The 23522-nt window shown below is 53.9% G+C and carries 19 protein-coding genes, 1 tRNA gene and 1 pseudogene; 10 read left to right on the forward strand and 11 right to left on the reverse strand.

What is annotated here, in order from left to right; translation table 11 throughout:
* The first annotated feature begins 288 nt into the window (after positions 1–288).
* From BFQ04_RS28315 to BFQ04_RS05635, 3 genes and pseudogenes are all read left to right on the forward strand, one after another.
* Positions 289–708, forward strand: a pseudogene (locus BFQ04_RS28315) (GNAT family N-acetyltransferase).
* Between the two features lie 55 nt (positions 709–763).
* Positions 764–1243: a hypothetical protein gene (locus tag BFQ04_RS05630; RefSeq protein WP_065949952.1), complete on the forward strand. Its 480-nt coding sequence runs from the start codon at positions 764–766 to the stop codon at positions 1241–1243.
* A 12-nt stretch (positions 1244–1255) separates the two neighbouring features.
* Positions 1256–1498, forward strand: coding sequence for a hypothetical protein (locus tag BFQ04_RS05635; protein WP_065949953.1), 243 nt, complete (start codon positions 1256–1258; stop codon positions 1496–1498).
* Positions 1499–1980: 482 nt separating this feature from the next.
* Here the strand turns inward: BFQ04_RS05635 and BFQ04_RS05640 are convergent, their stop codons facing one another.
* Complete coding sequence (locus BFQ04_RS05640) at positions 1981–2202, reverse strand: hypothetical protein (RefSeq protein ID WP_065949954.1); 222 nt, start codon at positions 2200–2202, stop codon at positions 1981–1983.
* Between the two features lie 1928 nt (positions 2203–4130).
* Here BFQ04_RS05640 and BFQ04_RS05650 point away from each other — a divergent pair.
* From BFQ04_RS05650 to BFQ04_RS05670, 5 genes are all read left to right on the forward strand, one after another.
* Positions 4131–6113: an ATP-dependent nuclease gene (locus tag BFQ04_RS05650; protein ID WP_218187754.1), complete on the forward strand. Its 1983-nt coding sequence runs from the start codon at positions 4131–4133 to the stop codon at positions 6111–6113.
* Positions 6110–8005 carry a UvrD-helicase domain-containing protein gene (locus BFQ04_RS05655; protein ID WP_065949957.1) on the forward strand — a complete coding sequence of 632 codons (1896 nt, stop codon included), beginning with the start codon at positions 6110–6112 and terminating at the stop codon, positions 8003–8005. The genes BFQ04_RS05650 and BFQ04_RS05655 overlap by 4 nt, the downstream gene beginning before the upstream one ends.
* A gap of 86 nt (positions 8006–8091) precedes the next feature.
* Complete coding sequence (locus tag BFQ04_RS05660; protein WP_065949958.1) at positions 8092–9321, forward strand: ABC-three component system protein; 1230 nt, start codon at positions 8092–8094, stop codon at positions 9319–9321.
* Positions 9314–9841: an ABC-three component system middle component 4 gene (locus tag BFQ04_RS05665; RefSeq protein WP_065949959.1), complete on the forward strand. Its 528-nt coding sequence runs from the start codon at positions 9314–9316 to the stop codon at positions 9839–9841. Before BFQ04_RS05660 ends, BFQ04_RS05665 begins: the two co-directional genes overlap by 8 nt.
* A gap of 3 nt (positions 9842–9844) precedes the next feature.
* Positions 9845–11821, forward strand: coding sequence for an AAA family ATPase (locus tag BFQ04_RS05670; RefSeq protein WP_065949960.1), 1977 nt, complete (start codon positions 9845–9847; stop codon positions 11819–11821).
* Between the two features lie 145 nt (positions 11822–11966).
* Here the strand turns inward: BFQ04_RS05670 and BFQ04_RS05675 are convergent, their stop codons facing one another.
* The 10 genes from BFQ04_RS05675 to BFQ04_RS05710 form a co-directional block, all read right to left on the reverse strand.
* Positions 11967–12152, reverse strand: coding sequence for a hypothetical protein (locus tag BFQ04_RS05675; protein ID WP_065949961.1), 186 nt, complete (start codon positions 12150–12152; stop codon positions 11967–11969).
* A gap of 65 nt (positions 12153–12217) precedes the next feature.
* A complete protein-coding gene (locus BFQ04_RS05680) occupies positions 12218–13060 on the reverse strand; it encodes a chromosome segregation protein SMC (protein ID WP_065949962.1) in 843 nt (280 codons plus the stop codon).
* Between the two features lie 92 nt (positions 13061–13152).
* Positions 13153–16047, reverse strand: coding sequence for a DUF927 domain-containing protein (locus BFQ04_RS05685; RefSeq protein ID WP_065949963.1), 2895 nt, complete (start codon positions 16045–16047; stop codon positions 13153–13155).
* Complete coding sequence (locus tag BFQ04_RS05690; RefSeq protein WP_065949964.1) at positions 16044–16316, reverse strand: DUF3077 domain-containing protein; 273 nt, start codon at positions 16314–16316, stop codon at positions 16044–16046. The genes BFQ04_RS05685 and BFQ04_RS05690 overlap by 4 nt, the downstream gene beginning before the upstream one ends.
* Positions 16313–16597 carry a hypothetical protein gene (locus BFQ04_RS05695; RefSeq protein WP_065949965.1) on the reverse strand — a complete coding sequence of 95 codons (285 nt, stop codon included), beginning with the start codon at positions 16595–16597 and terminating at the stop codon, positions 16313–16315. Before BFQ04_RS05695 ends, BFQ04_RS05690 begins: the two co-directional genes overlap by 4 nt.
* A gap of 532 nt (positions 16598–17129) precedes the next feature.
* On the reverse strand, positions 17130–17435 hold the full coding sequence (locus BFQ04_RS28320; RefSeq protein WP_083217928.1) for a hypothetical protein: 306 nt from the start codon (positions 17433–17435) through the stop codon (positions 17130–17132).
* The gene (locus BFQ04_RS05700) at positions 17432–17665 is read right to left on the reverse strand and encodes a helix-turn-helix transcriptional regulator (protein ID WP_065950179.1); all 234 of its coding nucleotides are present in this window, start codon (positions 17663–17665) and stop codon (positions 17432–17434) included. The genes BFQ04_RS28320 and BFQ04_RS05700 overlap by 4 nt, the downstream gene beginning before the upstream one ends.
* A 119-nt stretch (positions 17666–17784) precedes the next feature.
* The gene (locus BFQ04_RS28325) at positions 17785–18033 is read right to left on the reverse strand and encodes a helix-turn-helix domain-containing protein (RefSeq protein ID WP_083217929.1); all 249 of its coding nucleotides are present in this window, start codon (positions 18031–18033) and stop codon (positions 17785–17787) included.
* A 489-nt stretch (positions 18034–18522) separates the two neighbouring features.
* Positions 18523–19758, reverse strand: coding sequence for a tyrosine-type recombinase/integrase (locus tag BFQ04_RS05705; RefSeq protein ID WP_065949966.1), 1236 nt, complete (start codon positions 19756–19758; stop codon positions 18523–18525).
* Positions 19759–19925: 167 nt separating this feature from the next.
* A tRNA-Arg gene (locus BFQ04_RS05710) sits at positions 19926–20002 on the reverse strand.
* A gap of 371 nt (positions 20003–20373) precedes the next feature.
* On the opposite strand from BFQ04_RS05710, the gene gabD reads away from it, so the two are divergent.
* Together gabD and gabT are read left to right on the forward strand one after the other, a co-directional pair.
* Positions 20374–21816, forward strand: a complete 1443-nt coding sequence (gabD, locus tag BFQ04_RS05715) for an NADP-dependent succinate-semialdehyde dehydrogenase (RefSeq protein ID WP_057725341.1) — start codon at positions 20374–20376, stop codon at positions 21814–21816.
* Between the two features lie 179 nt (positions 21817–21995).
* Positions 21996–23273 (forward strand): 4-aminobutyrate--2-oxoglutarate transaminase, encoded by a 1278-nt coding sequence (gene gabT / locus BFQ04_RS05720; RefSeq protein ID WP_065949967.1) that lies wholly within the window; start codon positions 21996–21998, stop codon positions 23271–23273.
* The last annotated feature ends 249 nt before the right edge of the window (positions 23274–23522 follow it).

Consider the following 23522-nt stretch of genomic DNA (forward strand, 5'->3'; position numbering starts at 1 on the left):
CGTTCCTTGTGGTGGCTTTTTGATATGTTTTACTCGTAAAGCGCCTTGCCGTCTAGAAGTCATAAGAACGCTCAAGCTCAGCCACGAACGCTAACAATAATTAGTCTGAAGAAAAAACTGGGGTCAGACCACAATAGGAAATAGTGGCCCGTGATCTGGTCCGATCTTTCTATACTGGCCCTCCCAGGAGGGTACGTAGAGCTCCAAAATACGCCGGTTACGCTTAATCAAAACTCCCCAGTAATGTCAAACCGCACCTAACAAAGTGACCAGGACGATCTTTTCGCTATCCGAATCGAAGCCCTGCGCGAAAGTCTCGAGCACGGGCGATTTTATCCAGGACGGGGCGCGCGAGCGGTTTGTTAGCGGTTTTGAAGTCCATAACACCCATTACTTTGAGGTATCTGGAGACAGGTTTGGCTTTGTAGTGATCAAGCATCACCCGATGAACTCGTGCTCGACCACTTATACGTGAGGCCCAGCGCGCAAGGTTCAGGGATCGGCGCTGCCGTACTCACTCTGATTTTCAAAGCGGCGAATGCGGCTGCGCTCCCGCTTAAAGTAAGTGCCCTCAAAGAAAGTGCCTCTAACCGTTTTTACACCCGCCATGGCTTCCAGTTCGTCGAAAGCAGTGAGTTCGACAATTATTATTTCCGTCAGCACCTTACGACGGGCAACGCACCTTGCCAGCCCGGTGAAATGATTTGAACCCAGCTCGCTCCTTCTAGACAATGCCCGCCTTTGGCTCGAAAGGATGCGTGCAATGAAGTTCGACGGGACTTTCCAATACATGGGTAGCCACGGGATCGTGTTCAACGTCTCGCAGATCACCCTCACCGACAGCGAACGCGGGCGCCTCAGCGAGTTGCATTTTGGCGAAGCGAAAAGCGCCCACTACGAGGTCAACCGCAAGGTCGTCGAGGTGTACGACAAGATGCTGGCCAAGAACCTGCCGTGCCTGATGATGATCGGCATCTCCAAGCCGCTGACCCGGCAACAGGGCGATGTGCTCAACGCCCAACGCACCAAAATCGCTAACCTCGCGGCCTCGGCCTTCGCTGGTGCCACCTCTTATGTCGCCTCCCCCTACGTGGGTGCCCCTGTCGGCGCCGGTGTGCGCATGTATGTGAACGAAACCCTGCCCACCTATCATGCAGGCGATGTACTGGTCGGCATCGAGGCGCAGGTGAATGGCGGCATCGGCCCGCAACGTACTGCCTCGACACTGATCATCAAGACCTGACGGGAGAAACACATGGCTGACATTACCCAGCTGGTCATTGCCCTGGTGCTGTTCTTTTTGCTCGACCGGTTTGTTAAGTCGTACCCGCTTCGCAAATGGCTCGGGGTGGTGCTGGTAGCGATGGGTGCGGTCGGCTGCGTGGCTGCGAGCCAAATCCGCTTGTTTGGGCTTGACCTGGGGCTGCTGTCGATCTTTGCCGTCGCACTGGGGGTGGGGTTGTTCCTGAAGCGGCGGCGGTTCGAGCAGATGGGTTGAAGGGATGCAGGGATTCCAACCCTTGGCCAGAAGCCGCAGTAAAAAGGGGACGGATTTATTTGAAAATGGTTCCGTTCCCTTTCCGTTCTGGAAAATGGGGACAGATTTATTTACGTGTCAATCCAGCGCCCATTTACTGTATGCCACCGCGCCTCACGAAGGAGTGGGCAGTTTGCAGCCTAAGTGTGGACCCAGCCATCGCCTTGAGATCCAAGAACCCTGTGAGACAACGTTCTGGCAATTTCCAATAGTTGAACACAGGGCTTACAAAAATCACCCACAAAAAAGCCCCAGGTCTTTCGACCTGGGGCTTTTTCGTTCGTATATGGTGCCCCGGCGTCGTTTGAACTGGGTATTAAGATGCCCGTATTCATTGGGTGTGGTTGGTGGTGCTTCGGTTAGGCATACATGTGGGCATACACGGCGCTTCCTTCTGGCCACTTTTTCGTGGCATCCCCGTGGGGCAAAGCAACACCAAATCGTTACTTCTTCGTTCGACCTTCTGCCGCCAGTGAGGCGAGGGCAAGGGTGATGAATCCTGCATTCCCATCCAGGGTTTCTAATGCCCCTCGGATGTTCTGTGCCACTTCTGTAGATCCTCTTTGCTCAACCCAATTTGACAGCTCCTCGATAGCTGCCCCCAGCGCCAGTTGGTTTTCATTCATGCGCTTGAGTAATGACGCAAGCAAAGGTGTGTCTTCCATGATGTTCTCCCGCCGTGTTGTCAGGTAGCCAATCTACCGCGAGCCAGTGGCATTGCATATCAGAGGTCATCACCACCTGGTGATCGGAAATCACGCTGGTCATCTGGATTCCCTAGATGCGTAGTTGCATGGACTTAACCACCCATTCGACTTGACCAGTCGTTCGCATCGGATTTGACCAGCACACTGGGTGGCCTTGATCGGCAAAAAACGGCCAGGAGCAGACCTTCCTTAAATCTCCAAATAGGTTTACAAGCCAGATACGTTCACAAGTTTAGGCAAGACGGCATGACACTTTCCAAGGGCAGTATCATAAAACTGATCACTATTGACCGGGCGGCGGTGGTACTCAGGGACTGGATGAGCTCTCGGGCGGCGGCTCCTGGAGATATCGCCGTGGTGGAAAGGGTTTCAATGGGGGAGGCTGGATGTACCGTTCTCTTGTTGTGCGAGCCAGAAGTAGGATTCCTTGAGTGGAGAGCGTCATATTTTGAGGCTGGGTTGACTTATGAGGTGCTTAGTAACAGTCCCAATGACGTCGCCTCTTGAATGTCTGCTCAAGGCCGATTTCTACCTGCCGCCACCGCCAGCTTTGGGTCGACTTCTGCCAATCAGGGCCACCCAGTGTGCTGGTCAAATCCGAGGCGAACGACTGGCCGAGTCGAATGCAAATGAGTGGGCAAGTGCAATGCGTGAAGTGCAGTTACCCATCCTAGAGTCCAACAATGTGGTGTGGGGCCAATTTGGAAAGGCAGCATCAGAGCACATATCCAGCCCCCCTCCAAAACTGGTGTAACCGGTGTTACGAGTGTAACGCCCTTCACCAAGCTCCCGGTTTCATTGGGTTTCATGCCTGTTACACAGTTGAGCGTCATAGCGTACCCCCGATGTAACGCTGCCCCTGCGTGTAACGCTAAAGTCAGCATCCGGGTGTTGTGGGCAGGCGCTTTGCGCTCGAGCATACCAAGCGAATTTCGCTGGCTCCGCCTTTCGATGAGAGGAAATCACGCCGGGGACCCTGAGAGCTTTAGCTTCACACGGGGCATGAAACCCGCGGGATCGAGTTAGTGGGAGGCATTGGAAGTTACTGAAATTTCAATCGTTGAAATTGAAAGGATCTTGAAGAAAAAGGGCCATCGTTACAGCTTCGGTAAAGGTGGCTGTATCTGTTGCTGATAGTGAACACCTGCATAGCGTCAACCACGGTAATGGGTGTCAACCACGTCAACCTGTCAACCAACTTGAAAAATCCAGCCGCTAACACGAACGCGCGGGTTCTATGCCCCGTGTCTATCCGAAATGCCCAGGGTCCCCAGCGGCTTTCCGATTCATAGAGCAAATGCACTGGTGAACAGCAGTTCACCTGGTTCACCTGTTCACTAAGCTGGGCACCTTTCCGCTGACACGATCACGCGGGTTTCCTACCCCGTATTCACCAACCACCCCCGGGGTCCCAGGCGATGTCAGTACTCCGGCGGATGCATCTCCTCTGTCTGTTATTGGTAGACGGCACCCCCCATGCACTCTGGCGGCCGGCGAGGCAGGCGTTCGAATTCTGAATAAGTCGATACCAAGCCAGCATTGTTTTCGCTGGAGGCGCTATCACCGATGGGGTGTGGGGCTCGATAATGCGTGTTACAGGTGTTGCGAGTGTTACGAATGATATTAAATGATTGAATTTGTTGAGTTTTGTTAGTGTTACACGCTGTTCATCTTTCACGTGCAGCGGGTGTTACAAGCCAAGTGGGTGTTACGGTAATTTTTACAAATTTTGGGTCAACCACAGACCGCAATCGGGGCAAAGCGGTCATTTAGACCGTGTCTATTAAGTTCGGGCCGCTCGCTACCAGAATCGTTGTTGAGTGCTACGCTATGTGTTGCGTGGAAGCATGGCTGCCTCTCACTGATCGCTAACTGAGGCGGCTTTCATGAACGGCTATCAGGAAGATCGCATGCACATCGAACGTCTTGGTCTAGAGAACTTTCGTTGCTTTGGCCCTCAGCAAGTCCACGTTGCCCTAGGACCTAGTCTCGTAGCGTTTGTCGGCGATAACGGTACTGGCAAGACTGCGGTGATGCAGGCCTTACAACGGATGTTTGGTGTGACGTCAGAGCAGCGGCGGTTGCGCAAGCAAGACTTCCACATCCCCCGCAATGAGGCTGAACGGCCTTTGGCTCGCACGCTAGTGATTGAAGCCATCGTTGCATTCCCGGAATTAGATGACGACGTGGATAACGCTGCAGTGCCAGCGTTCTTCAGGAACATGGCTGCCGAGGAAAACGGCAATCTCAAGGTTCGTATGAGGCTGCAGGCAACATGGACAGATGATGGAACCCTAGACGGTGCGATCGAAGAGTCCTATTGCGCTGTACAGACGTTCGGTAACTTCGAAGAAAGTGACCTCCAGCAACTTCGTGGCCCTGATCGTTCGCGTATCCAACTCATCTACATTCCAGCGACACGGGACGGAGCCTCTCAGGTAACCTCCTTTATCCGCGGCCGACTCTGGCGCGCAATCAGTTGGTCGCCGGAGGTTAAGGACTCGTTAACCGATGCAGGCACTGCCGTGAATCGGGCGTTCTCAGCCGAGGCGGCCGTAGACAGTATCTGCTCTGCAGTGACTCGGAGGTGGCGGCAGCTTCATTCAGCTGGTACCGATACCACGCCGTTCTTCCGCCCCGTCGACACCCGTTGGCAGGAATTTATTCGGCGGGTTGAAGTGGTGTTCCATCCCGCTGAAGATGGACAAGACCGTGCACTTGAGGATCTCAGCGACGGTCAGCGCTCGTTGTTCCATATGGCCATGGTTTCAGCCACGCTGGATATTGAGGCGCGACTTGCGGGTGGCAATGCACCAGCAGGCTTCGCTGGTGCCGGTGTCGCGTTGCCCGCGCTGACTATCGTTGCCCTTGAGGAGCCGGAGAACAATCTGGCTCCGTTCTATCTGTCTCGCATCATCAAACAGGTGGAAGAAGTAGCCGCAGGGTCTAATGCTCAAGCGATAGTCTCCAGCCACTCGCCCAGCATCCTCGCACGGGTGGAGCCATCTAGTGTGCGGCACTTCCAGTTGAACCAGGGAAGCCGCTGCACTGAAGTTCGCCAGATAACTATGCCAGTCGGGGACGAAGAGGCTTCTAAGTTCGTTCGGGAGGCTGTGCGGGCCTACCCTGAATTGTACTTTGCGCGCTACGTGATACTTGGTGAGGGTGCCACTGAAGAAGTAGTGCTACCCCTACTGGCTAAAGCAATGGACTTCCCCATTGATAGATCATTCGTTGCTGTGGTGCCGTTGGGCGGGCGCCACGTGAATCACCTATGGAAATTACTTGGTAGCCTCCAAGTACCTTACGCGACTTTGCTGGATCTAGATTGGGGGCGAAGCGGTGGAGGTTTTGGACGTATTAGGACTGCGTGCGAGCAGTTACTGAACATCGGTTATTCGCCACAGCAGGTCTTTGCAGAGGTTCTACGGGAGGGAGGCCCAGAACAAAATCTCGCAGAGATTTCGGCAACTGAGGCTTCCGATATTGGCGCTCTACGCCGATGGACGCAGTGGTTAGAGCGCTTTCACGTATTTTTTTCAGACCCGCTCGACTTGGATTACACCATGCTCAAAGCCTATCCAAGAGCGTATCGGGTTCTCGAGCCGGGGATGCGTGGGCCAGCCGGGGCGGGGGAGCCTCGAGAGGCAGTCCTAGGCGCAGAAGGCTCTCCAGCCTTCTACGGTGTTGAAGAAGACAATGATCTACGTTGGTATCGGTATCTCTTCCTAGGGCGGGGAAAGCCCAGTACCCATGTGAGGGTTTTGAGCCAAGTCACACCCGCTGATTTGGTGGCTGCGGTACCCGAGCCTTTACAGCGATTGTTGGCGAGGGTTCGCACAGCCTTAGATCAGGCTGAGCAGCAATGACCTGGAGACCCCTGACGCCTGAACTATGGCTACCTCGCGGTATACCCAACCTGGAACCCAACGCTTGGATCGCCCTACGCCGCCCGGAGTCCACCTCTGTCGTCGCAGGTCCTGGCGCTGGAAAGTCGGAATTCTTAGCGCAGCGCGCGGCTTACCTATTGGAGACGGGACTGTGCAAAGCACCGCAGCAGATTCTGGCAATCTCGTTTAAGACGGATGCGGCAGCCAATCTCGCTGCTCGCGTTCGCAAGCGCTGTCCTCCTGAACTGGCCGGGCGGTTCATTTCCCTTACGTTTGATGCGTTCACCAAAAGTCTCGTTGATCGTTTCCAAGCGGCGATTCCGGAGCATTGGCGCCCTACACGCCCCTATGAAATAGGTTTCCCCACTCGGCGAATAGTGCAAGACGAGTTGAACCGCATTCGATTTATGGCTCCTCCGGAATGGCAGTCCAGGATTGCGCAGCTTTCGGCTGAGCGATTTGAGGCAGAAGCGATAGGTGGCAGTCGTCTGGCAGTGGACGCACTCCTGCAGCCCACCACAGCTGAGCAGCTAGCTGCTTATCAGTGGCTGCGACAACAGTTATACGGCACTAATGTGTCCAGACTCTCGTTCGTGACGTTGAATCGGTTGGCTGAGTTAATTATTCGGGCGAACCCTAAGATTGCGCGTGCGCTGCGTATGACCTACCCCTACGTGTTTGTGGACGAGTTCCAAGACACATCGTTTGCTCAATACGATTTCCTACTCTCTACGTTTGGCCAAGCAGGAACCGTCGTCACTGCGGTAGGAGATCACAAGCAGCGAATCATGGGCTGGGCCGGTGCACGTCAGGATGCCTTCGAACAATTCGAGGCGGATTTTGGGGCGCAACGGGTCAACCTGCTTTTCAACTTCAGATCATCACCGGAGCTGGTACGCGTTCAGCATTTCGTAGCGCAAGCTCTGGATCCACAATCGCCACAAATCCAGTCTCAAGCGGTGGGCCTGTTGAATAGGGATGTGGTTCAGGTCTGGAGTTCTCGCTCTACGGTGATTGAAGGGCGACAGCTTGCCCAGTGGATAGCAGCGGATTTGGTTACACGCCAGAAGCAACCGAGGGACTATGTGCTTCTAGTGCGTCAGCGCGCTGATCAGTTTGAGGAAGAACTGCAACCGATATTTACAGCCGCTGGGTTGAGTATTCGAAACGAGAATAAAGCGATTGGCCGAACCAATGTTCAGGACTTGATGGTCGATGAGGCCGCTACCATAGCGTTGGCAACTTTAAGATTAGCTAGCGGAGAGCGTAGCGCTGCAGCTTGGTCGACCTTGTCCTCTGCCGTTTATGCTATTCGCGGAGTCGACGAAGACGACGAGATAAAACGATATCGAGCTGATCAGGACATCCAAGGCTTCTTGGCCGCACTCGGGCAAGAGGTCCGTGCTCAAATGCCTACGGTTGAGTTTGCAACTGAAATAGCCCGGCGGATTTTTACTTTCTTGGACGTTAACGCCATGGCGGCTGCCTATGCCGCATACGCGCGAAACGATCTACTCGAAATTATGACTGAAGCGTTTTCACTGCACCTGCAGCATTCAGCCTATGAGGCTGCGACCTGGGCAGCCTGCATTGATCGGTTTTTAGGTACGCACGACATCTCGATGATGACCGTTCACAAGAGCAAGGGGCTCGAATACGACACCGTATTCTTTATCGGGCTTGACGATCAATCATGGTGGAGTCATACGCCGCGAAACCCGGAGGGCATCGCGACATTTTTTGTTGCGCTATCGAGAGCTAAGCAGCGAGCAATCTTCCTTTTCTGCGCGGGCAGAGGAAGACGTGAACGGGTTTCCGAGCTGTATCAGTTGCTGACCGACGCTGGTGTGGAAGAAATCGAGATTCGTTGAACTTTGAGCGAGCCGATGTCTCTCGGCCATAGATGCCGTCGTGCTAGCATCAAGCAAACCAGCCGGAGTACAGGGAAAGACCGCAAATGAGCATGGTAGAGTGGATACGTCGCGACAAAAACAAAAGCCTTGTGGTTTTTGTACATGGTCTGACAGGAGGAATGGGCACATGGGCATATGATGAGCACGTTTCCTTTCCTTCCCTTTTGTTAGTAGACCCACGTATCGATGGATTTGATATCGCGTGCTTTAACTATTTCACCACATTTACAAACATATATGGCACGTCCAAATCGATTATGGGGCGATTGTTTGGATCGCTTAAATCTTTCCGAAAAAATCTACCGGTTGAAGAAATTGGAGAACTTCTTAAGACGGAGTTTTCAGTAAATTTTTCTAGATATAAGAAGATTATAATAATTGCCCATAGTATGGGCGGGTTGATCTCAAAGTATTGCATTCTCCAACAGATTGAACACGATGGACGAACCCCAGTTACTGGCTTTATATCCCTAGCTGTTCCTCACCAAGGAGCCAAAGCAGCAAGTATTGCGAGCTTGATTTCTAGTAATGCTCATGTTGGCGATCTTAAAGTTCTAGGTGAAGCTATTGATAAGTTAAACCGATCTTGGAGTCAGACGACCGTTACTCCCGAGGTTAAGTACATCTACGGCGCGCACGATATTATCGTTGAAAAAAATAGCGCAATTCCTACTGACACTCTAAAAGCGAACGCGGTGGCAGTGAATGAAGATCATGTTGGAATATGCAAGCCCAAAGACAGCGAGCAGACTGTCTATGTCGCTGTCGTAAATTTTATCGAGGATCTCGCGATAAAATGCTCAGAGCAATTAGAGAAAAAAGAATTTATTGATAATCAGCAGTATGATGATCAATTTTTTGTTCTTAAGTTAATGCTTGCGGAGGTGGCCGAGGTATTAACCGGTAGCGCTAAGGAATATTTTTTTAATGCCGAGGAGGCGAGGAAAATATTTTCTAGTGATCATGATCGTGAGTTGCTTCAGAAGCTCTATGAGGATATCAGAACTCTTTATAGACTCGAGTACGAATATCATATTGCTAATGGCACCAGCACCACTCAACTAGTACAGTCTGTGCACAAGAAAATATTTGACGCGCAAGATGGATATCTTAAAACAACTCTTTCCCAATTGAATGACAGCCACAAAATGGGAATGATTCACCAACTGGCCAATAAGTCGGATACAAGAGTCGTTTGGTCAGAAGCTACTACACTGGAAGCATTAAAGAATTTGCATACAGAGGCAGCGGATAAGGTAAAGCGTCATGATTAGTAGCCTTCCATATCTGCCAATTGATGAGGAGTTTGACCTTAATGTTGCAATCTTAGCCCTGCTTCTGTTGAATATGGCTCAGAATGGTCGGGGCAATTTAGTTCTGGATTTTGAAAAGATACAGATTTTCCTTTATTTAATAAAAAACCCATCAAAAATTAGCAAGGTGTTGCGACTGGCTGACAAGCCAAACACACCTCTAGATAAAAGATTAACTTACACGATAGAAAGTATGTCTAGTAATGTGGATATACTCTTTGATCGTCGCAAGGTTAAGTTGCTGATAAGGCGTCTTGCTTCTTTAGGATTTCTAAAGTGTGAGGGAGATGCCAAGAGCAGTAGCATTAGATATGCATTATCCGATATAGGGAATAACTTTGCTTGTTCGCTCGCTGGCGAAGCAGCAGATAAGAATTACTTTTACTCTTTAATTGAAATTATATCCAAGCTTGGGCCTTTACAATCTCAGCCCACTACAAAGCTCAATGCTTGGTTGAACACGCTATTCAAAGGGAATTGATTTATGCATCCTCATCTGAACATCGATTTTTTGCATCTGGTCGGGCACCGAAAAAACTACAGCATCCAATTTTTCCCAGGTGTCAATATAATCTATGGGGATTCTGATACAGGGAAGTCTAGTATCTTGGAATTTATAAACTATCTTCTCGGAGCCTCATCCGTTGTAATGGCAGATGAAATATCATCTTCCATTACATACGCCGCACTAGAAGTCAGGCTCAATGGCATTGAGTACACGATAAAGCGAGATGTATTTAAGCCGACCGCGTTGGTAGAGGTTTATCGCTGTATTTTTTCAGAGTGTGCGAATAATTATCCTAAGAAATATGCACCGAAATTTGGTTCCGTGGAAGGTCCGGATGGATATCTCTCTGATTTTTTTATGAGTGCATTAGGGCTTCCAAAAATTAGCGTTAAAGTATCGCCATCTAAAGCTGACTCTAACTTGAAGCGATTGAGTTTTCGCGATTTATATAAGTTTTCATATCTTGATCAAGATGAGGTTGGCAGTAAAAACTTGCTGGACTCGGCGAACTGGAATGTATTTTCGACCAACAAAGAAGTGTTTAAATACATTTTCAATGTTCTAGATACCAGCATCTCCGAGTTGGAGCAGGAAATTTCTAAACAATCTCAAGAGGCTCGTCGACATAGAAATAAGTATGAGTCGGTTTCTGAATTTTTGCGAGAGACCGATTATGAAAGTCAGTCCTCGATTGATGATTCTCTAACATCTCTTGATGAAACTATTATCCAACTGGAAAGCGAGTTGAGTGAGACTAATGCGAGAATGGTTTCCAGTTCTAGTCAGTACGAGTCTTATAAAGCCGCATTTAATATGCTTTCGCTCAATGAAAAAGGGTTGTCTCAAGAGTTAACAAATTTAAGAGGTCAGCTAGATCGCTATGTTCGCTTAAAAAACGATTACGACAACGACATAGGAAAAGTTGAAGCGGCTCTATCCGCAAATCAGAAGATAGGCGAAATCACAAAGGTTTCGCAGCCATGTCCTATATGTGAAACTCCAATTCAGGACATTGCTGAAATTAAGCCCTTTGTTTCCAGTGGAATTTCTCCACTTTTGAACGAACTTGACTCGCTAAAGAAGAAAAGAAAGGGTATTCAATCGCTTATTTCTGAGCTTTCCGAAAAACAACGCGAGGCGAACGCTGCTTACTTTGCTGTTCATGAGGATCTTAATAAGGCTCGAGAGTTGATAGACACTGAAAGTGAAAGCATGATCACTCCTTACCTAACCCAAAGAGATGCACTGGTTAAAGAATTATCAGCAAGGCAACAGTTTCGAAGTCAGCTGATTGTTAATCTTAAAATAAGAAACTCTCAAAAAAGCATTCATGATCAGTACGAGCAGTGCAATGCTGTGGTTGCCCGTTTGGAAGAGCGGTTGGAGGAATTGAAGAAGTCAGCGCCAAGCCTAGCGAATGTACTGTCTGATCTTTCTGATAATCTCAACAAATTTCTCAAGAAGGTTAATATTAAAAATCGGCGAGGAATATCTGTAAGTTCAAAGAATTTCTTGCCGATAATCCGTGATCGTGAATACATGACAATTACTTCCGGTGGCCTGCGTACCATCTCTTCAATTGGGCTATTCCTGGCGATTCTTGAGTACGCCATTGATAATGAAATTAATTATCCTGCAATCCTGCTTATTGACACTGTAGGAAAATATCTCGGAAAGACCTCTAAAGCAAAGCATCAGGATGATACTGATACTGCTGCTGACGCAGACGAAGGACTTTCAGACCCTGACAAATACAAAAATATGTACGAATATATGTTTGAGCTGGCAGGGCGTGCACAAAAGAAAGACATAAGTTGCCAGATCATATTGGTTGATAATGACGTGCCTGAGTTCTTTGTTTCAAATTATAAGCCTTACATTGTTGCTCACTATAGCTCAACGGGTGAAAATGATCTGCCGAAAGGCCTGATTGACGATTATGACGAAAGATAAGCATTGTTTATTTGAACAAATGCTTAAGACTTGCGCTACTTACTATTTGGGGTGTTCGGCTCAGTAGGGATCGTTGATCTTAACCGGAAACTGCCTGTCGAACTTGAATGTGGCGGAAGCTTTCGCGAGCTTCCGCTTATCCTCATCACCGCTTTTTCAGCTTATGCTCGATTAGCCCCATTTCTGCCTTGATCGCATTGATGGTTAGCTTCTGCATCGCTGTGCTTTTTCCGATTTTGGTATCCACGAGCTTTAGTAGGGCGCCCAAGTGGGCTTTTCTTGCTTTGAGCGTTTCGGATATGGACGAGCTGTTTTGCGTCGTTGGGTTCATGGCTTCGATCCTTGGAGTGATTTAAACAGCCCGCGAAAGCAGGCTGTTTCAGGGTGAATCTACAGTTACATCGAGAGCAGGTCTTGCAGGTGATGCTGGCTCCCAAGGTCTGCCAGGTCACCCCATTTCCAACTCCCAAAGTTTTCACCTTGTTGAGGAATGTCGAGATTAAACAGCGATCTTGGATCCCGGTTGATCATGCGGGAAGCCGCGTAGAGCTTGCCGCCTACGTTTAGTAGCGCTTGGGCCGCTTCATTCCACTGTTGTTCCAAAACGTCATGTGCGAGGTGTAGCGCTATGTTCTCTATTTTTTTGTATTCATCTTGAGCTTCAGTGATGTGTTGATCGACGGTGATTAGCTCCAGTTCCAGGGCGGTAATAATCAGTTGTTGGCGACGATGTTGTTCAGTGGCGGTAGCGAGATTTTTCGCCGCTTTCTGAGCGTCGCCGCTAGCCGCTTTTTCGCCTTCTGCGTCGCCCCAGGCAACGGCTTGCGCATAAGCCGTGGCCGCTTGGGTCTCGGCTTGGCGAGCGCTTGTCATGTCTTCTTGTGCTTGCTTTCGGACTTCCTCCAGGCGGACGCTGAGACTTTCGCGTTTTGTATTGAGTTCGATCTCATCCGCAGCCCAGTTCGCCATGTTGGCGATGTATCCCGCCATCAGACCTTCACGATTCGCGACGTTTTCACGACGACGGATTTTCGGAGTCAGCTGGTAGATTTCCAGATCCAACGCATCGATCTTTCTTTTTCGCTCGTTGTATTGATCGCGCACTTCGCGTTCCCGGCCCTGCTCGATCGTGTCGGGGCTCTCAAGTGCCGATTCATAGGGAAGCAGTGCGGTTTGGAGATTTTCCATTTCACTGATCAACTGGTCACGGCGGTCTTTCATTGCTTGAATTTCGTTCATCTGTCTTGTCTCGGTGTTATTCGAAAGTGGGATGGTTGAGCGGCTGGCGAGGCCTGAGATTTGCCGGCGCTACCTCGAACATTTGGGCGGCTTTAGGCCGCCTGAGCCTCGCCCTCATCTGCTCCCGAAATCGTCTTCACCACATAGCAACGCTGAGTGCCCATCCCGGGTAAGCGGACAGAGCAGGAGGCTTTGCCGTTGGGACCTGGTTCAAGGACGCCACGGTGAATCAGCTCTTTGTTCACGGCATTGATGTTCATGCCCTTGAACACTTCGGAGCGCCATGACTCAGGCAACACGTAGTAGGTGTTGGTGGTGTGTAAGGCGTCGCCCAAGCCATGCTCCAGCGTCTTGCGAAAGCCCAGGCGGTCGATGGTGCGGGGGCCGTGTTCATCGATCTTCGCGGCCGCTGACTCCCAGCGGGTGAAGCGGCTTTCGCCAAAGCGTTCGATGACTTGGCGTAGCCGTGCCAGGATTGCATCACCTTCAAGATTTCCGGCGCCCCCGCGCTCATTCATCCAGGCACTGAGACACACCCGAGCGGCGGCGGTGGCGGTGCCGTCTGGCCATCCGGTAATCCCCATTGCGGTGGCCAGCTCACCAGCGGCCGCAGCCAGACCAAAGCGAGCGGCCGCGCGATGCGCCTGACCGCTGGCGGAGGCCGGTAATGCTTTAGCGATAAAGCCCTCTAAGGTGTGGCGTAGGATCGCCGACCAGCCATGTCGCTTGCCGGGCTCACAGAGCGCCGACAGGAAGGCGGTTAGCGGTGTGCCGTAGTACTTGGTCACCCGCGCCTTAAGTGCATCGGAGAGGGCGGCGGCGTCATCAAAACCATTCAGCACGTCGAACATACCTAGGCCTTTGCTGGCATCGGCTGGCACGGCGAGCATCCGCACCTCCATGCCAGCTTTCAGTTCCTTATTCGCTTCGGCCATGTGCTGCGCCAACGTCTTCTCGCCGGTCGAGAGAAACAGCAAGCGCCACTCCTGCACCTGTCGGCCTGCTTGTCCGCGATCATTGGCGCGTGCCTTGCCGGTGCCGTTGCCGAGCATGTACACCGTTTCGCCAATGATGCGCGGGTCGCACATGCCGATTTCATCCAGCACCAGGAGGCCGTCCGAGTGCGCGGCGGCGATGGATTCCAAGGCGTTATCCGTCGAGCGCCAGGAACGCACCAGACGCGGCCCACCGTATATCGAGGCGGCTACTTGCAGGTGGGTGGTCTTGCCGCCCGAGCTGTCACCGTAGAGGTGAAAGCCGCCCGATTCATGGCCGAGCATGTGCAGCAGCGGACCGGCAAACGCCACGCTGGCCACAAACGCCAAGCGGTGATTGCCGATGCACAAGGCGCCGATCTGTTCTTGCCACTGCTCCAAGGTGCCGGCTTCGCTGATCGGCGGGAGTTGCGCGCCGGCCTCATAGAAGTGCAGGTGTTCGGCGTGCGAACCGACCTGCTGTTCGGGTAGCAAGAAGGCGCTGTCATGCCAGCCCAAGCGGGTGACCAGTCGTGCGCGTTGGGCGCTGTCGAAGCCGCCGAGATAACTCTGCAGGTCATTGCGAGCATTGCGGCCGGAGCGGCTGCCAGCCAGACGCAGGCCCATATCCACGAGCGGGCCGAGCACGTCCTTGCCGAAGTCGCCGGTCATGGTCCGCGCCGGGATGTTCCAGCGTTTTTTCGCCCCGTCCGGATCGTCGAACTCGACCAGCAAACCCCAGTTATGTCCCTGCGCATCACGTGTGCGAGCCAGGATCTCCAATGGTGAGCACACCGGGCGTGCCTCGCCATCGTCACCGGAATAAAAAACGCCTTCAGGTGTAAGGCGGAAGCCGCCGGGCAGCAGATCGCTTTTGGGTTTCGCGGCCCGCTTGGTTGTCGGTTTTGCCTTAGGTTCGGATGGTTCGGCCGGTGCTTTCTCGGGCTCAGCAACGAACAATTTGCCACTGCGTTCCAGCTCGGCGAAATGCGCCGCTGTCCAGCCTTTGATCTGGGCATCTGCGGCGTCGTCGCCATCATCCCATTGACCACCTTTGGCAAAAGTGAGTTGGTCATTCTTGAGGGTGGGCTTTCGTTTGAAGACCTCCAGGGCGATCACGCGCACCGAGGCAGCGCCGATCTGGTGCAGCTGTACAGCGATGGCGTCCATGCAGCTTTTGCCACTCGCGTCGTTGTCTGGCCACAACACCACGGAGCGACCCTTGAGCGGTGTCAGATCAACTTTGTGCCAGGAGTTCGAACCGTTCGGCCAGCACGTGGCTACATGTTCGGGCATCAGTTCAGCGGCGGCGTCAGCAGCCTTCTCGCCTTCACACAGCACCACAGGCGCATCGGCCCGCCGTGCCAACTCATCCAGGCGCAGCAGTGGCCGAGGCTCCAGCAGTCCTTGCCAGCGCCATTGTGAGGTTTGTCCATCGGAGCGCTTGCACCAGGTCAACGGCGCAAAGACTTTTCGCGGTTTTCCGTCTTCATCTGTGCTCAAGTCGAATCGATACAGCGCCATGACAGGTTGGCCTTGCGCATTCCGATAGATCCAAACCTTGGACGGAACACCGTGTTGCCGGTGTTTGGTTGGGCACTTGTTCATGGCCTCTGCCGGGATCGGTTGAATCGCGATCCACTCCGGCGTTGCGCTTTTGGCCGGTGCGTTTTTGGTGGTCGCGGCACCGGCGGAAACGTTGAGCAGATCCGCCAGCTTTTTGCAGGCCTCAACGTCCGTGCCACCGTCGATGTAGCGCACCAGATCGATCAGGTCACCGCCTTTATCGCCGGTGGCGAAATCCGCCCAGGTGCCCTTGCCCAAATTGACCTTGAGTGAGCCTGCGCGTTTATCTTTACGTGTGGGGTTCGGTGCGGTGTATTCCTTGCCGCCGTCGACGCGTTTGCCGTTCGGCAGCCAGTGAGTAAGCACGCGGTCGATGTTCTTCAGGGCAGCGCTTTTTACGTCAGCGAAGCTCGGGCGTTTAGAGGTGTTGCCTGTGCGCTGAGTCATGGTGCGGTCCTCGACTCAAGCAACGCCTCGTTCACGTCGTCGATCAGCACCTTGGCCATCTCGCCGAGGTAGAACGCAGGCCAACTAAAACGCTCGCCCGCATCGCTGATGGCGGCGTCGAGGATCAGTTGATTCACGTGGTGCAGAATCTGGGAGACGGCTTCAAGTGCGTCTTCCCGTGGGATACCGGCATTCACCCGAAACAGGTTTTGGCCGTTACCGTTGGCAGGGGAAAACTTGGAGCGTCCACGTGTGCTGGAGTGGGTCACAGCGCACCGCCTTTCTGGCCCATCGGCACAGAGGAGGCATCACCGTACATGGTGAGTGTTTTGATCAAGCCCAAGGTGCCACGTACGTCCCAAATAACAGATGACAGCACGCGGTTGGAAAGCAGGGGTTTATCGCCGTCTAAGTGATCTTCCAACAGCATGAGCACCGAGTCGGCGCGGTCGAGCGCACAGGTGATGGCGTCGATAGGTAGGCCGGCTTCGGCGTCTTGGCTGACGCAGAGTAGATCCTCGGGAAGTGCAAATCCTGGGAGCTTGCTCATTGAGCACCCCCCGCGGCTTCCAGGGCTCTTGCCTTGGACATATGGGCGTTGTAACGGGAGAGGCGTGTAGCGAGGCTGGAGTTGGCGTGTAAAGCGGCGAGAGCCATTGCTCGATGAGCTGCGGCGCGAATTCGGGACGGATTCAGGGCGTGTGTCATGCGTGAGGCTCCTAACGTTGAGGAACCGCCACTACTCGCTGCAAAACAAGATTGGGTGGCGGCTGTACGCAGGTTTGCAGACCGGGACGTTAGGCACCCGGCGCGCTCGAGAGCGCCCCACGCACAGCCACCATAAAGCGAAGTTGCAGGCATAAAAAAAGCGCCTGCTTTCGAAACGGTGGCGCTCATGCGCCTAACGATGTTCGGGCTGCAAAACCCGGTCGCTGAATTTGCAGCGACCGGTAGAGAGTAACGTCCGTCTTTTGAAAGCGCAACCGTGCGGATAGCTTGCGGATTTTTTCGATGCGGCATAAATTGATTAGGCATGTAGATTTACCTCAACGCCTCCGGTTGCCGCCGGGGGCGTTTTCGTTTCAGGCATTGGCTTCCCAGCGCAGGGAGAGCAATGGGAGGAAGTTGCCGTCGAGGCAAGATCGTGCATCTTCGTAAGCGTCGACTTGTTGGCCTTCATCCACGATCACGGCACGCGGGGCTTCGCTGGGTACTGAAAGTGCACACCAAGTGCCGTCTGCCCATTGCATCACTACAACTACTCGATTCAGGCGTTTTTGTTGCGTTCTGTGAACCTCGAAACGTTGCATCCACCGCGACGAGAAACCGACTTTTCTGAGTACAGAGAACGGCTGCAAAATGGCCTTATTAGCGACACGGTTCGTCATGCCGCCACCCGGTTGCGGACCGCGATACGCGCACGCGTCCAATTCAAAATTTCGGCTAATACCCAAGCGACCGGAGCCCCACGTGCATTGCTGTCGGTGAGCTTCACGGCTTGCGGAAAGCCGCTCTCTGGCTGGCTCATAAGTTTGTAAACCGTTGCGCGGCCGATACCTGTCAGGGCCATGACTTGATTGATGCGTATCAGCGTGGCGGCTGGATCGAACTGTCCCATTTCCGTATGAGTCGCGATGATCGGCACGCATGCGGATCCGCTATGGGCTTTTTGGTGACTTTCTCGTGGAGTGGAGGGAGCAAGCCCCACGACTTTTGCAGATTGCTTTAGGGCGCTCATCAGGTCCTGTCTCCAGCGGTTTTTGCAGGTGAGCACACTTGGCTTTCAAGCCACGCGACCACGTCTTGGGAGCGATAACGAACCCGAGACCCGGTTTTGACGTAGGGAAGTGAGTTGCTGCGAGAACTTCGCCAGGCGGCGAGCGTTCGGCTGGATAGACCTAGGGCGGTAGCGACTTGGTCGGTGGTCAGTAAATCGACGGGATTAAGAGAGGTGGCAGAAGGTTCTAAAGTGTCGTGGCGCGTCATTGGGGAGTTTCCTGTCGTAGTTCGTACAGGCCCCAGCTATGTAAACGATTTTCTATTTTTTTAAAGTTATATTTTTACGGTGTTCGACGCAGTTTTCTCGATTAACCCAATTGAATTTGGAGGAATCGCTGCAAAGTTTTTAACTTTATGGAATTTGTCCCACCTGTCCTGCTGGTTTTTCATACAGTAAAAAATCGAAGATAGAAGATTGCGAGCTGTCTGTATCAGACGAATGGTAGTTCCCCGAGCCCCCTCTGGTAGTCCGATGACAGCGGCGCCTCCTCAGTGTGGGGCGACCAATAAGAGGTGGCCGACAGAGGTATCGGGAGTCTTAGGCGTAACACGGTTTTGACGCGTAACACGTAGTGTACGAACGTCTTTGAATACGTGTTACGCAATTATTGTTCAATAAAATCAATTAGTTGGTATGTTTTGTAACACGCGTAACACCAGTAACACCGATTTTTGATGCGGGTGGGGTTGGCGTGTTCAGCCCGCCTTCCCAAACTGTCCCTGAATAATGTTGCCATCTACTAGCTCATCCAGATGATCTGCGTACCACTGCATCATCACTCTGCGCTGAGGCAGGTAGACCGCCTTGTTGTACACCCCTGCAATTCCTTCCTTTGCGTGAGAGAGCTGGGCCTCAATGTGATTCTCATCGAAACCCTGCTCATTGAGTATGGTGCTCGCGATGTGACGAAAACCGTGGCCTGTTTGCCGACCGGCATATCCCAGTCTGCGGAGCGCCATTAGAAAGACGGTGTTACTACGGGGGATTGTCCTGTCTTTCCTGCCTGGAAATAGGAGAGGGTACGCACCTGTAAGTGTTCGTAACTCAGTGAGCTCTTCGATTGCCTGCCGAGAGAGAGGCACCACATGTTCGCGACGACGTTTCATTCGCTCGGCTGGGATGGTCCATAGCTTTTTGGAGAGATCGATTTCTGACCAGCGTGCTTCTCGGATCTCGCTCGGGCGCGATGCTAATAAGGAAAGCAAGCGAAGCCCTATACGAACGTCCTTTGCGTGAGGGTAGGAGTTGATCGCTCGAAGTAGCGCAGGAAGTTCTTCAATCGAAACGTGTGCATAGTTTTCAGCGCTACGTGATTGCAGGAATTTGCTGAGACCTTCAAGGGGGTTGTGGACGGCTCGTCCTGTTACTCGGGCCAGGTCATAGATCTCTTTGCAAAAGGCACGAACTCGGCCCATTTGTTCAATGATCCCCTTTTGCTCCATGCCGCGTAGAAACTCCATCCATTCCAGGGGCAATATTTCTGTGTACACGCGTTTGCCGAAGACGGGGAACACGTGAAGCTCAAGTGCGCCAAGCACTCGTCGAGACGTACCTGATTCCCAGCTTGTGCGTCTGGCCTCAAACCACTCGCGGCCTAATGCTTCAAAGGTGTTGTTGGCAGCGACCTGGTCTGCAACCTTCCGAGCTTGCTTGCTCACCAATGGATTTTTGCCGGTCGATGCGTCTTCCCGCAGTTGAGCTGCTTTCTGTCTCGCCAATGAGCCACTGATTTCCGGGTAGCCGCCGAGTCCCAGCCAAGACCATTTCCCGTCTGGCTTTTTATAGCGCAGCTCCCACGATTTTTGCCCGTTAGGTTTCACACGGAAGTACAGGCCATTCCCGTCCTGCTCCCTATATGTCGCTTGCTCAGGCTCCAGGCCCGCAAGCGTGGTATCTGCTAAGGGGCGGCGTTTGATTTCAGAGCGCTTCACTTCCTGTATGCCTCCAGTTATAGGAATCTCAAAGCATACACGTGGGCATACACGGCGGGAAGTTATAGGGGTAGACAGGGATGGATAGCCAGAAACAAGAAAGCCCGCACAGGGCGGGCTTCTTGAGGTGTTTCGTAGACTGTCTGAGACAGCCCGAGACTGCTATATGGTGCACCCGGCGGGATTCGAACCCACGACCCCTGCCTTCGGAGGGCAGTACTCTATCCAGCTGAGCTACGGATGCTTGTGCGGGCGACATCATACCCATGTCGACCTTGGGCGTCCATGCCGGTCTTTGGGCCTTTAAGTGTAGGAGTCTGCCGTGCGCAAGCTCTGGGCCGGGGACCACCGATCAGTGCGGTGAAACCCAGCGCAACTACCCTGATCAGAAAACTCTGACAGATGCGTCGATTTTGTTCTTTTTTTCGAACATCCTATTGCCCTGTACCCCCATTGATCCTAGGATTCGTTTGAGATTTCAAACGCTCTGTCTCCCGCGTGCTCTTTCATTTCTCCCGCGCGCTGGGGCTGATTTCCCTGACGGCAGCCCACCAGGCGCCTTTCAACAACTCTAATTTGCTCCGCGTGCGCGCGGTGCTGTTAAGGAAAGCCGACATGCAGCTCAAAGATACCCAGTTGTTCCGCCAGCAAGCCTTTATCGATGGCGCTTGGGTCGATGCGGACAATGGTCAGACCATCAAGGTCAACAACCCGGCCACGGGCGAGATTCTCGGTACCGTGCCAAAGATGGGCGCTGCGGAAACCCGCCGTGCCATCGAAGCGGCCGACAAGGCTCTGCCGGCCTGGCGTGCACTCACCGCCAAGGAGCGCGCCAACAAGCTGCGTCGTTGGTTCGAACTGCTGATCGAAAACCAGGACGACCTCGGCCGCCTGATGACTCTTGAACAAGGCAAGCCGCTGGCCGAAGCCAAGGGCGAAATCGTCTACGCCGCGTCCTTTATCGAGTGGTTTGCCGAAGAAGCCAAGCGCATCTACGGTGACGTGATTCCCGGCCACCAGCCCGACAAGCGCCTGATCGTGATCAAGCAGCCGATCGGCGTGACTGCTGCCATTACCCCGTGGAACTTCCCTGCGGCGATGATTACCCGTAAAGCCGGGCCGGCCCTGGCTGCCGGCTGCACCATGGTGATCAAGCCCGCGTCGCAGACCCCGTTTTCGGCCCTGGCCCTGGTCGAGCTGGCGCACCGCGCCGGTATCCCCAAAGGCGTGCTCAGCGTGGTCACCGGCAGCGCCGGCGATATCGGCGGCGAGCTGACCAGCAACCCGATCGTGCGTAAATTGTCCTTCACCGGCTCCACCGAAATCGGTCGCCAGTTGATGGCCGAATGCGCCAAGGACATCAAGAAGGTCTCCCTGGAACTGGGCGGCAACGCGCCGTTCATCGTGTTCGATGACGCCGACCTGGATAAGGCCGTCGAAGGCGCGATCATTTCCAAGTACCGCAACAACGGTCAGACCTGCGTGTGCGCCAACCGCCTGTATATCCAGGATTCGGTGTACGACGCGTTTGCCGAAAAACTCAAGGTGGCCGTGGCCAAGCTCAAGATCGGCAATGGTCTGGAAGAAGGCACCACCACTGGCCCGCTGATCGACGAAAAAGCCGTGGCCAAGGTCCAGGAGCACATTGCCGACGCCTTGAGCAAAGGCGCCAAGCTGTTGGCCGGCGGCAAGGCGATGGAAGGCAATTTCTTCGAGCCGACCATCCTCACCGACGTGCCGAAAAACGCCGCCGTGGCCAAGGAAGAAACCTTCGGCCCACTGGCGCCGTTGTTCCGTTTCAAAGACGAAGCCGACGTGATCGCGATGGCCAACGACACCGAGTTCGGCCTGGCCTCGTACTTCTATGCGCGTGACCTGGGCCGTGTGTTCCGCGTGGCTGAAGCGCTGGAATACGGCATGGTCGGCGTCAACACCGGGTTGATCTCCAACGAAGTGGCGCCGTTCGGCGGCATCAAGGCCTCGGGCCTGGGCCGTGAAGGGTCCAAGTACGGGATCGAGGACTACCTGGAAATCAAATACCTCTGCCTGGGCATCTGACCGGCACGCGATTGCAGCAAACGCAGAGGGCACGAGAGCGCTGTCCCTTTGCGTGTTTCACACCGTTATTCGCAGTGGCCGGGAAAGCTGTGGCAGTCGATCATCGCATGCTGCCGTAGTTGCCTCTCCGCCACCTATCCTTGAGCCACGCCGCCCGATGAGCGGCGAATGAGGACTTTATGAGCAAGACCAACGCATCCCTGATGAAACGCCGCGAAGCCGCTGTACCGCGCGGTGTCGGCCAGATTCACCCGATCTTCGCCGAATCGGCGAAGAACGCCACCGTGACCGACGTTGAAGGTCGCGAGTTCATCGACTTCGCCGGCGGTATCGCCGTGCTCAACACCGGCCACGTGCACCCGAAAATCATCGCGGCGGTGACCGAGCAACTGAACAAACTGACCCACACCTGCTTCCAGGTACTGGCTTACGAGCCCTATGTGGAAGTGTGCGAGAAAGTCGCGGCCAAGGTGCCAGGTGATTTCGCCAAGAAAACCCTGCTGGTCACCACCGGTTCCGAAGCGGTGGAAAACGCCGTGAAAATCGCCCGCGCCGCCACTGGCCGTGCTGGCGTAATCGCCTTCACCGGCGCTTACCACGGCCGCACCATGATGACCCTGGGCCTCACCGGCAAAGTCGTGCCGTACTCGGCCGGCATGGGCCTGATGCCGGGCGGCGTGTTCCGTGCGCTGTATCCGAACGAACTGCACGGTGTGAGCGACGACGACGCCATCGCCAGCATCGAGCGCATCTTCAAGAACGATGCCGAGCCGCGTGATATCGCTGCGATCATCATCGAGCCGGTGCAGGGCGAGGGCGGTTTCTACGTCGCGCCTAAATCGTTCATGAAGCGCCTGCGCGAACTGTGCGACAAGCACGGCATCCTGCTGATCGCCGACGAAGTGCAAACCGGTGCCGGCCGTACCGGCACGTTCTTCGCCATGGAACAGATGGGCGTTGCCGCCGACCTGACCACCTTTGCCAAATCCATCGCCGGCGGCTTCCCGCTGGCCGGTGTGTGCGGCAAGGCCGAGTACATGGACGCCATCGCCCCGGGCGGCCTGGGCGGCACCTATGCCGGCAGCCCGATTGCTTGCGCCGCCGCGTTGGCGGTGATGGAAGTGTTCGAAGAAGAGCACCTGTTGGACCGCTGCAAGGCCGTCGGCGAGCGCCTGGTGACCGGCCTCAAGGCCATCCAGGCCAAATACCCGGTGATCGGCGAAGTGCGTGCCCTGGGCGCGATGATCGCGGTTGAGCTGTTTGAAGATGGCGACAGCCACAAGCCGAACGCCGCTGCCGTTGCAGCGGTGGTGGCCAAGGCGCGTGACAAGGGCCTGATCCTGCTGTCCTGTGGCACCTACGGCAACGTGTTGCGCGTACTGGTGCCGTTGACCTCGCCGGACGAGCAGTTGGACAAGGGCCTGGCAATCATTGAAGAGTGCTTTGCCGAGCTGTAAGCGGCAAGCCACAAGCTTCAAGTAATAAACGCTTGCAGCTACTCGCTCCCACCTCGCTGCGCAAAGAAGCCGCCCCCTGAGCAAAAAACGCATATGCGGTTTTTTGTTCACGGGGCGGCTTCTTGCGTGATGTGCAGGCATTACCGCTGGCCTGCTGCACCTCTTACCCCATCCAGGACGGGGCAGGGCCGATCTGGCGCCGGCAAGACGATGGGACCTCGCACGAGGCTTTCCTGCCGGTGTCTTTAT

Origin of the sequence: Pseudomonas sp. 37 R 15 (assembly GCF_900004865.1) — a bacterium.
In the GTDB taxonomy this organism is placed as follows: domain Bacteria; phylum Pseudomonadota; class Gammaproteobacteria; order Pseudomonadales; family Pseudomonadaceae; genus Aquipseudomonas; species Aquipseudomonas fluorescens_AM.

What these genes read in the sequence shown, in the direction of transcription:
- BFQ04_RS05630 (WP_065949952.1), top strand. Translation starts at nt 764, where the DNA reads ATGAAGTTCGACGGGACTTTCCAATACATGGGTAGCCACGGGATCGTG.
- BFQ04_RS05635 (WP_065949953.1), top strand. Translation starts at nt 1,256, where the DNA reads ATGGCTGACATTACCCAGCTGGTCATTGCCCTGGTGCTGTTCTTTTTG.
- BFQ04_RS05640 (WP_065949954.1), bottom strand. Translation starts at nt 2,202, where the DNA reads ATGGAAGACACACCTTTGCTTGCGTCATTACTCAAGCGCATGAATGAA.
- BFQ04_RS05650 (WP_218187754.1), top strand. Translation starts at nt 4,131, where the DNA reads ATGAACGGCTATCAGGAAGATCGCATGCACATCGAACGTCTTGGTCTA.
- BFQ04_RS05655 (WP_065949957.1), top strand. Translation starts at nt 6,110, where the DNA reads ATGACCTGGAGACCCCTGACGCCTGAACTATGGCTACCTCGCGGTATA.
- BFQ04_RS05660 (WP_065949958.1), top strand. Translation starts at nt 8,092, where the DNA reads ATGAGCATGGTAGAGTGGATACGTCGCGACAAAAACAAAAGCCTTGTG.
- BFQ04_RS05665 (WP_065949959.1), top strand. Translation starts at nt 9,314, where the DNA reads ATGATTAGTAGCCTTCCATATCTGCCAATTGATGAGGAGTTTGACCTT.
- BFQ04_RS05670 (WP_065949960.1), top strand. Translation starts at nt 9,845, where the DNA reads ATGCATCCTCATCTGAACATCGATTTTTTGCATCTGGTCGGGCACCGA.
- BFQ04_RS05675 (WP_065949961.1), bottom strand. Translation starts at nt 12,152, where the DNA reads ATGAACCCAACGACGCAAAACAGCTCGTCCATATCCGAAACGCTCAAA.
- BFQ04_RS05680 (WP_065949962.1), bottom strand. Translation starts at nt 13,060, where the DNA reads ATGAACGAAATTCAAGCAATGAAAGACCGCCGTGACCAGTTGATCAGT.
- BFQ04_RS05685 (WP_065949963.1), bottom strand. Translation starts at nt 16,047, where the DNA reads ATGACTCAGCGCACAGGCAACACCTCTAAACGCCCGAGCTTCGCTGAC.
- BFQ04_RS05695 (WP_065949965.1), bottom strand. Translation starts at nt 16,597, where the DNA reads ATGAGCAAGCTCCCAGGATTTGCACTTCCCGAGGATCTACTCTGCGTC.
- BFQ04_RS28320 (WP_083217928.1), bottom strand. Translation starts at nt 17,435, where the DNA reads ATGACGAACCGTGTCGCTAATAAGGCCATTTTGCAGCCGTTCTCTGTA.
- BFQ04_RS05700 (WP_065950179.1), bottom strand. Translation starts at nt 17,665, where the DNA reads ATGGGACAGTTCGATCCAGCCGCCACGCTGATACGCATCAATCAAGTC.
- BFQ04_RS28325 (WP_083217929.1), bottom strand. Translation starts at nt 18,033, where the DNA reads ATGACGCGCCACGACACTTTAGAACCTTCTGCCACCTCTCTTAATCCC.
- gabD (WP_057725341.1), top strand. Translation starts at nt 20,374, where the DNA reads ATGCAGCTCAAAGATACCCAGTTGTTCCGCCAGCAAGCCTTTATCGAT.
- gabT (WP_065949967.1), top strand. Translation starts at nt 21,996, where the DNA reads ATGAGCAAGACCAACGCATCCCTGATGAAACGCCGCGAAGCCGCTGTA.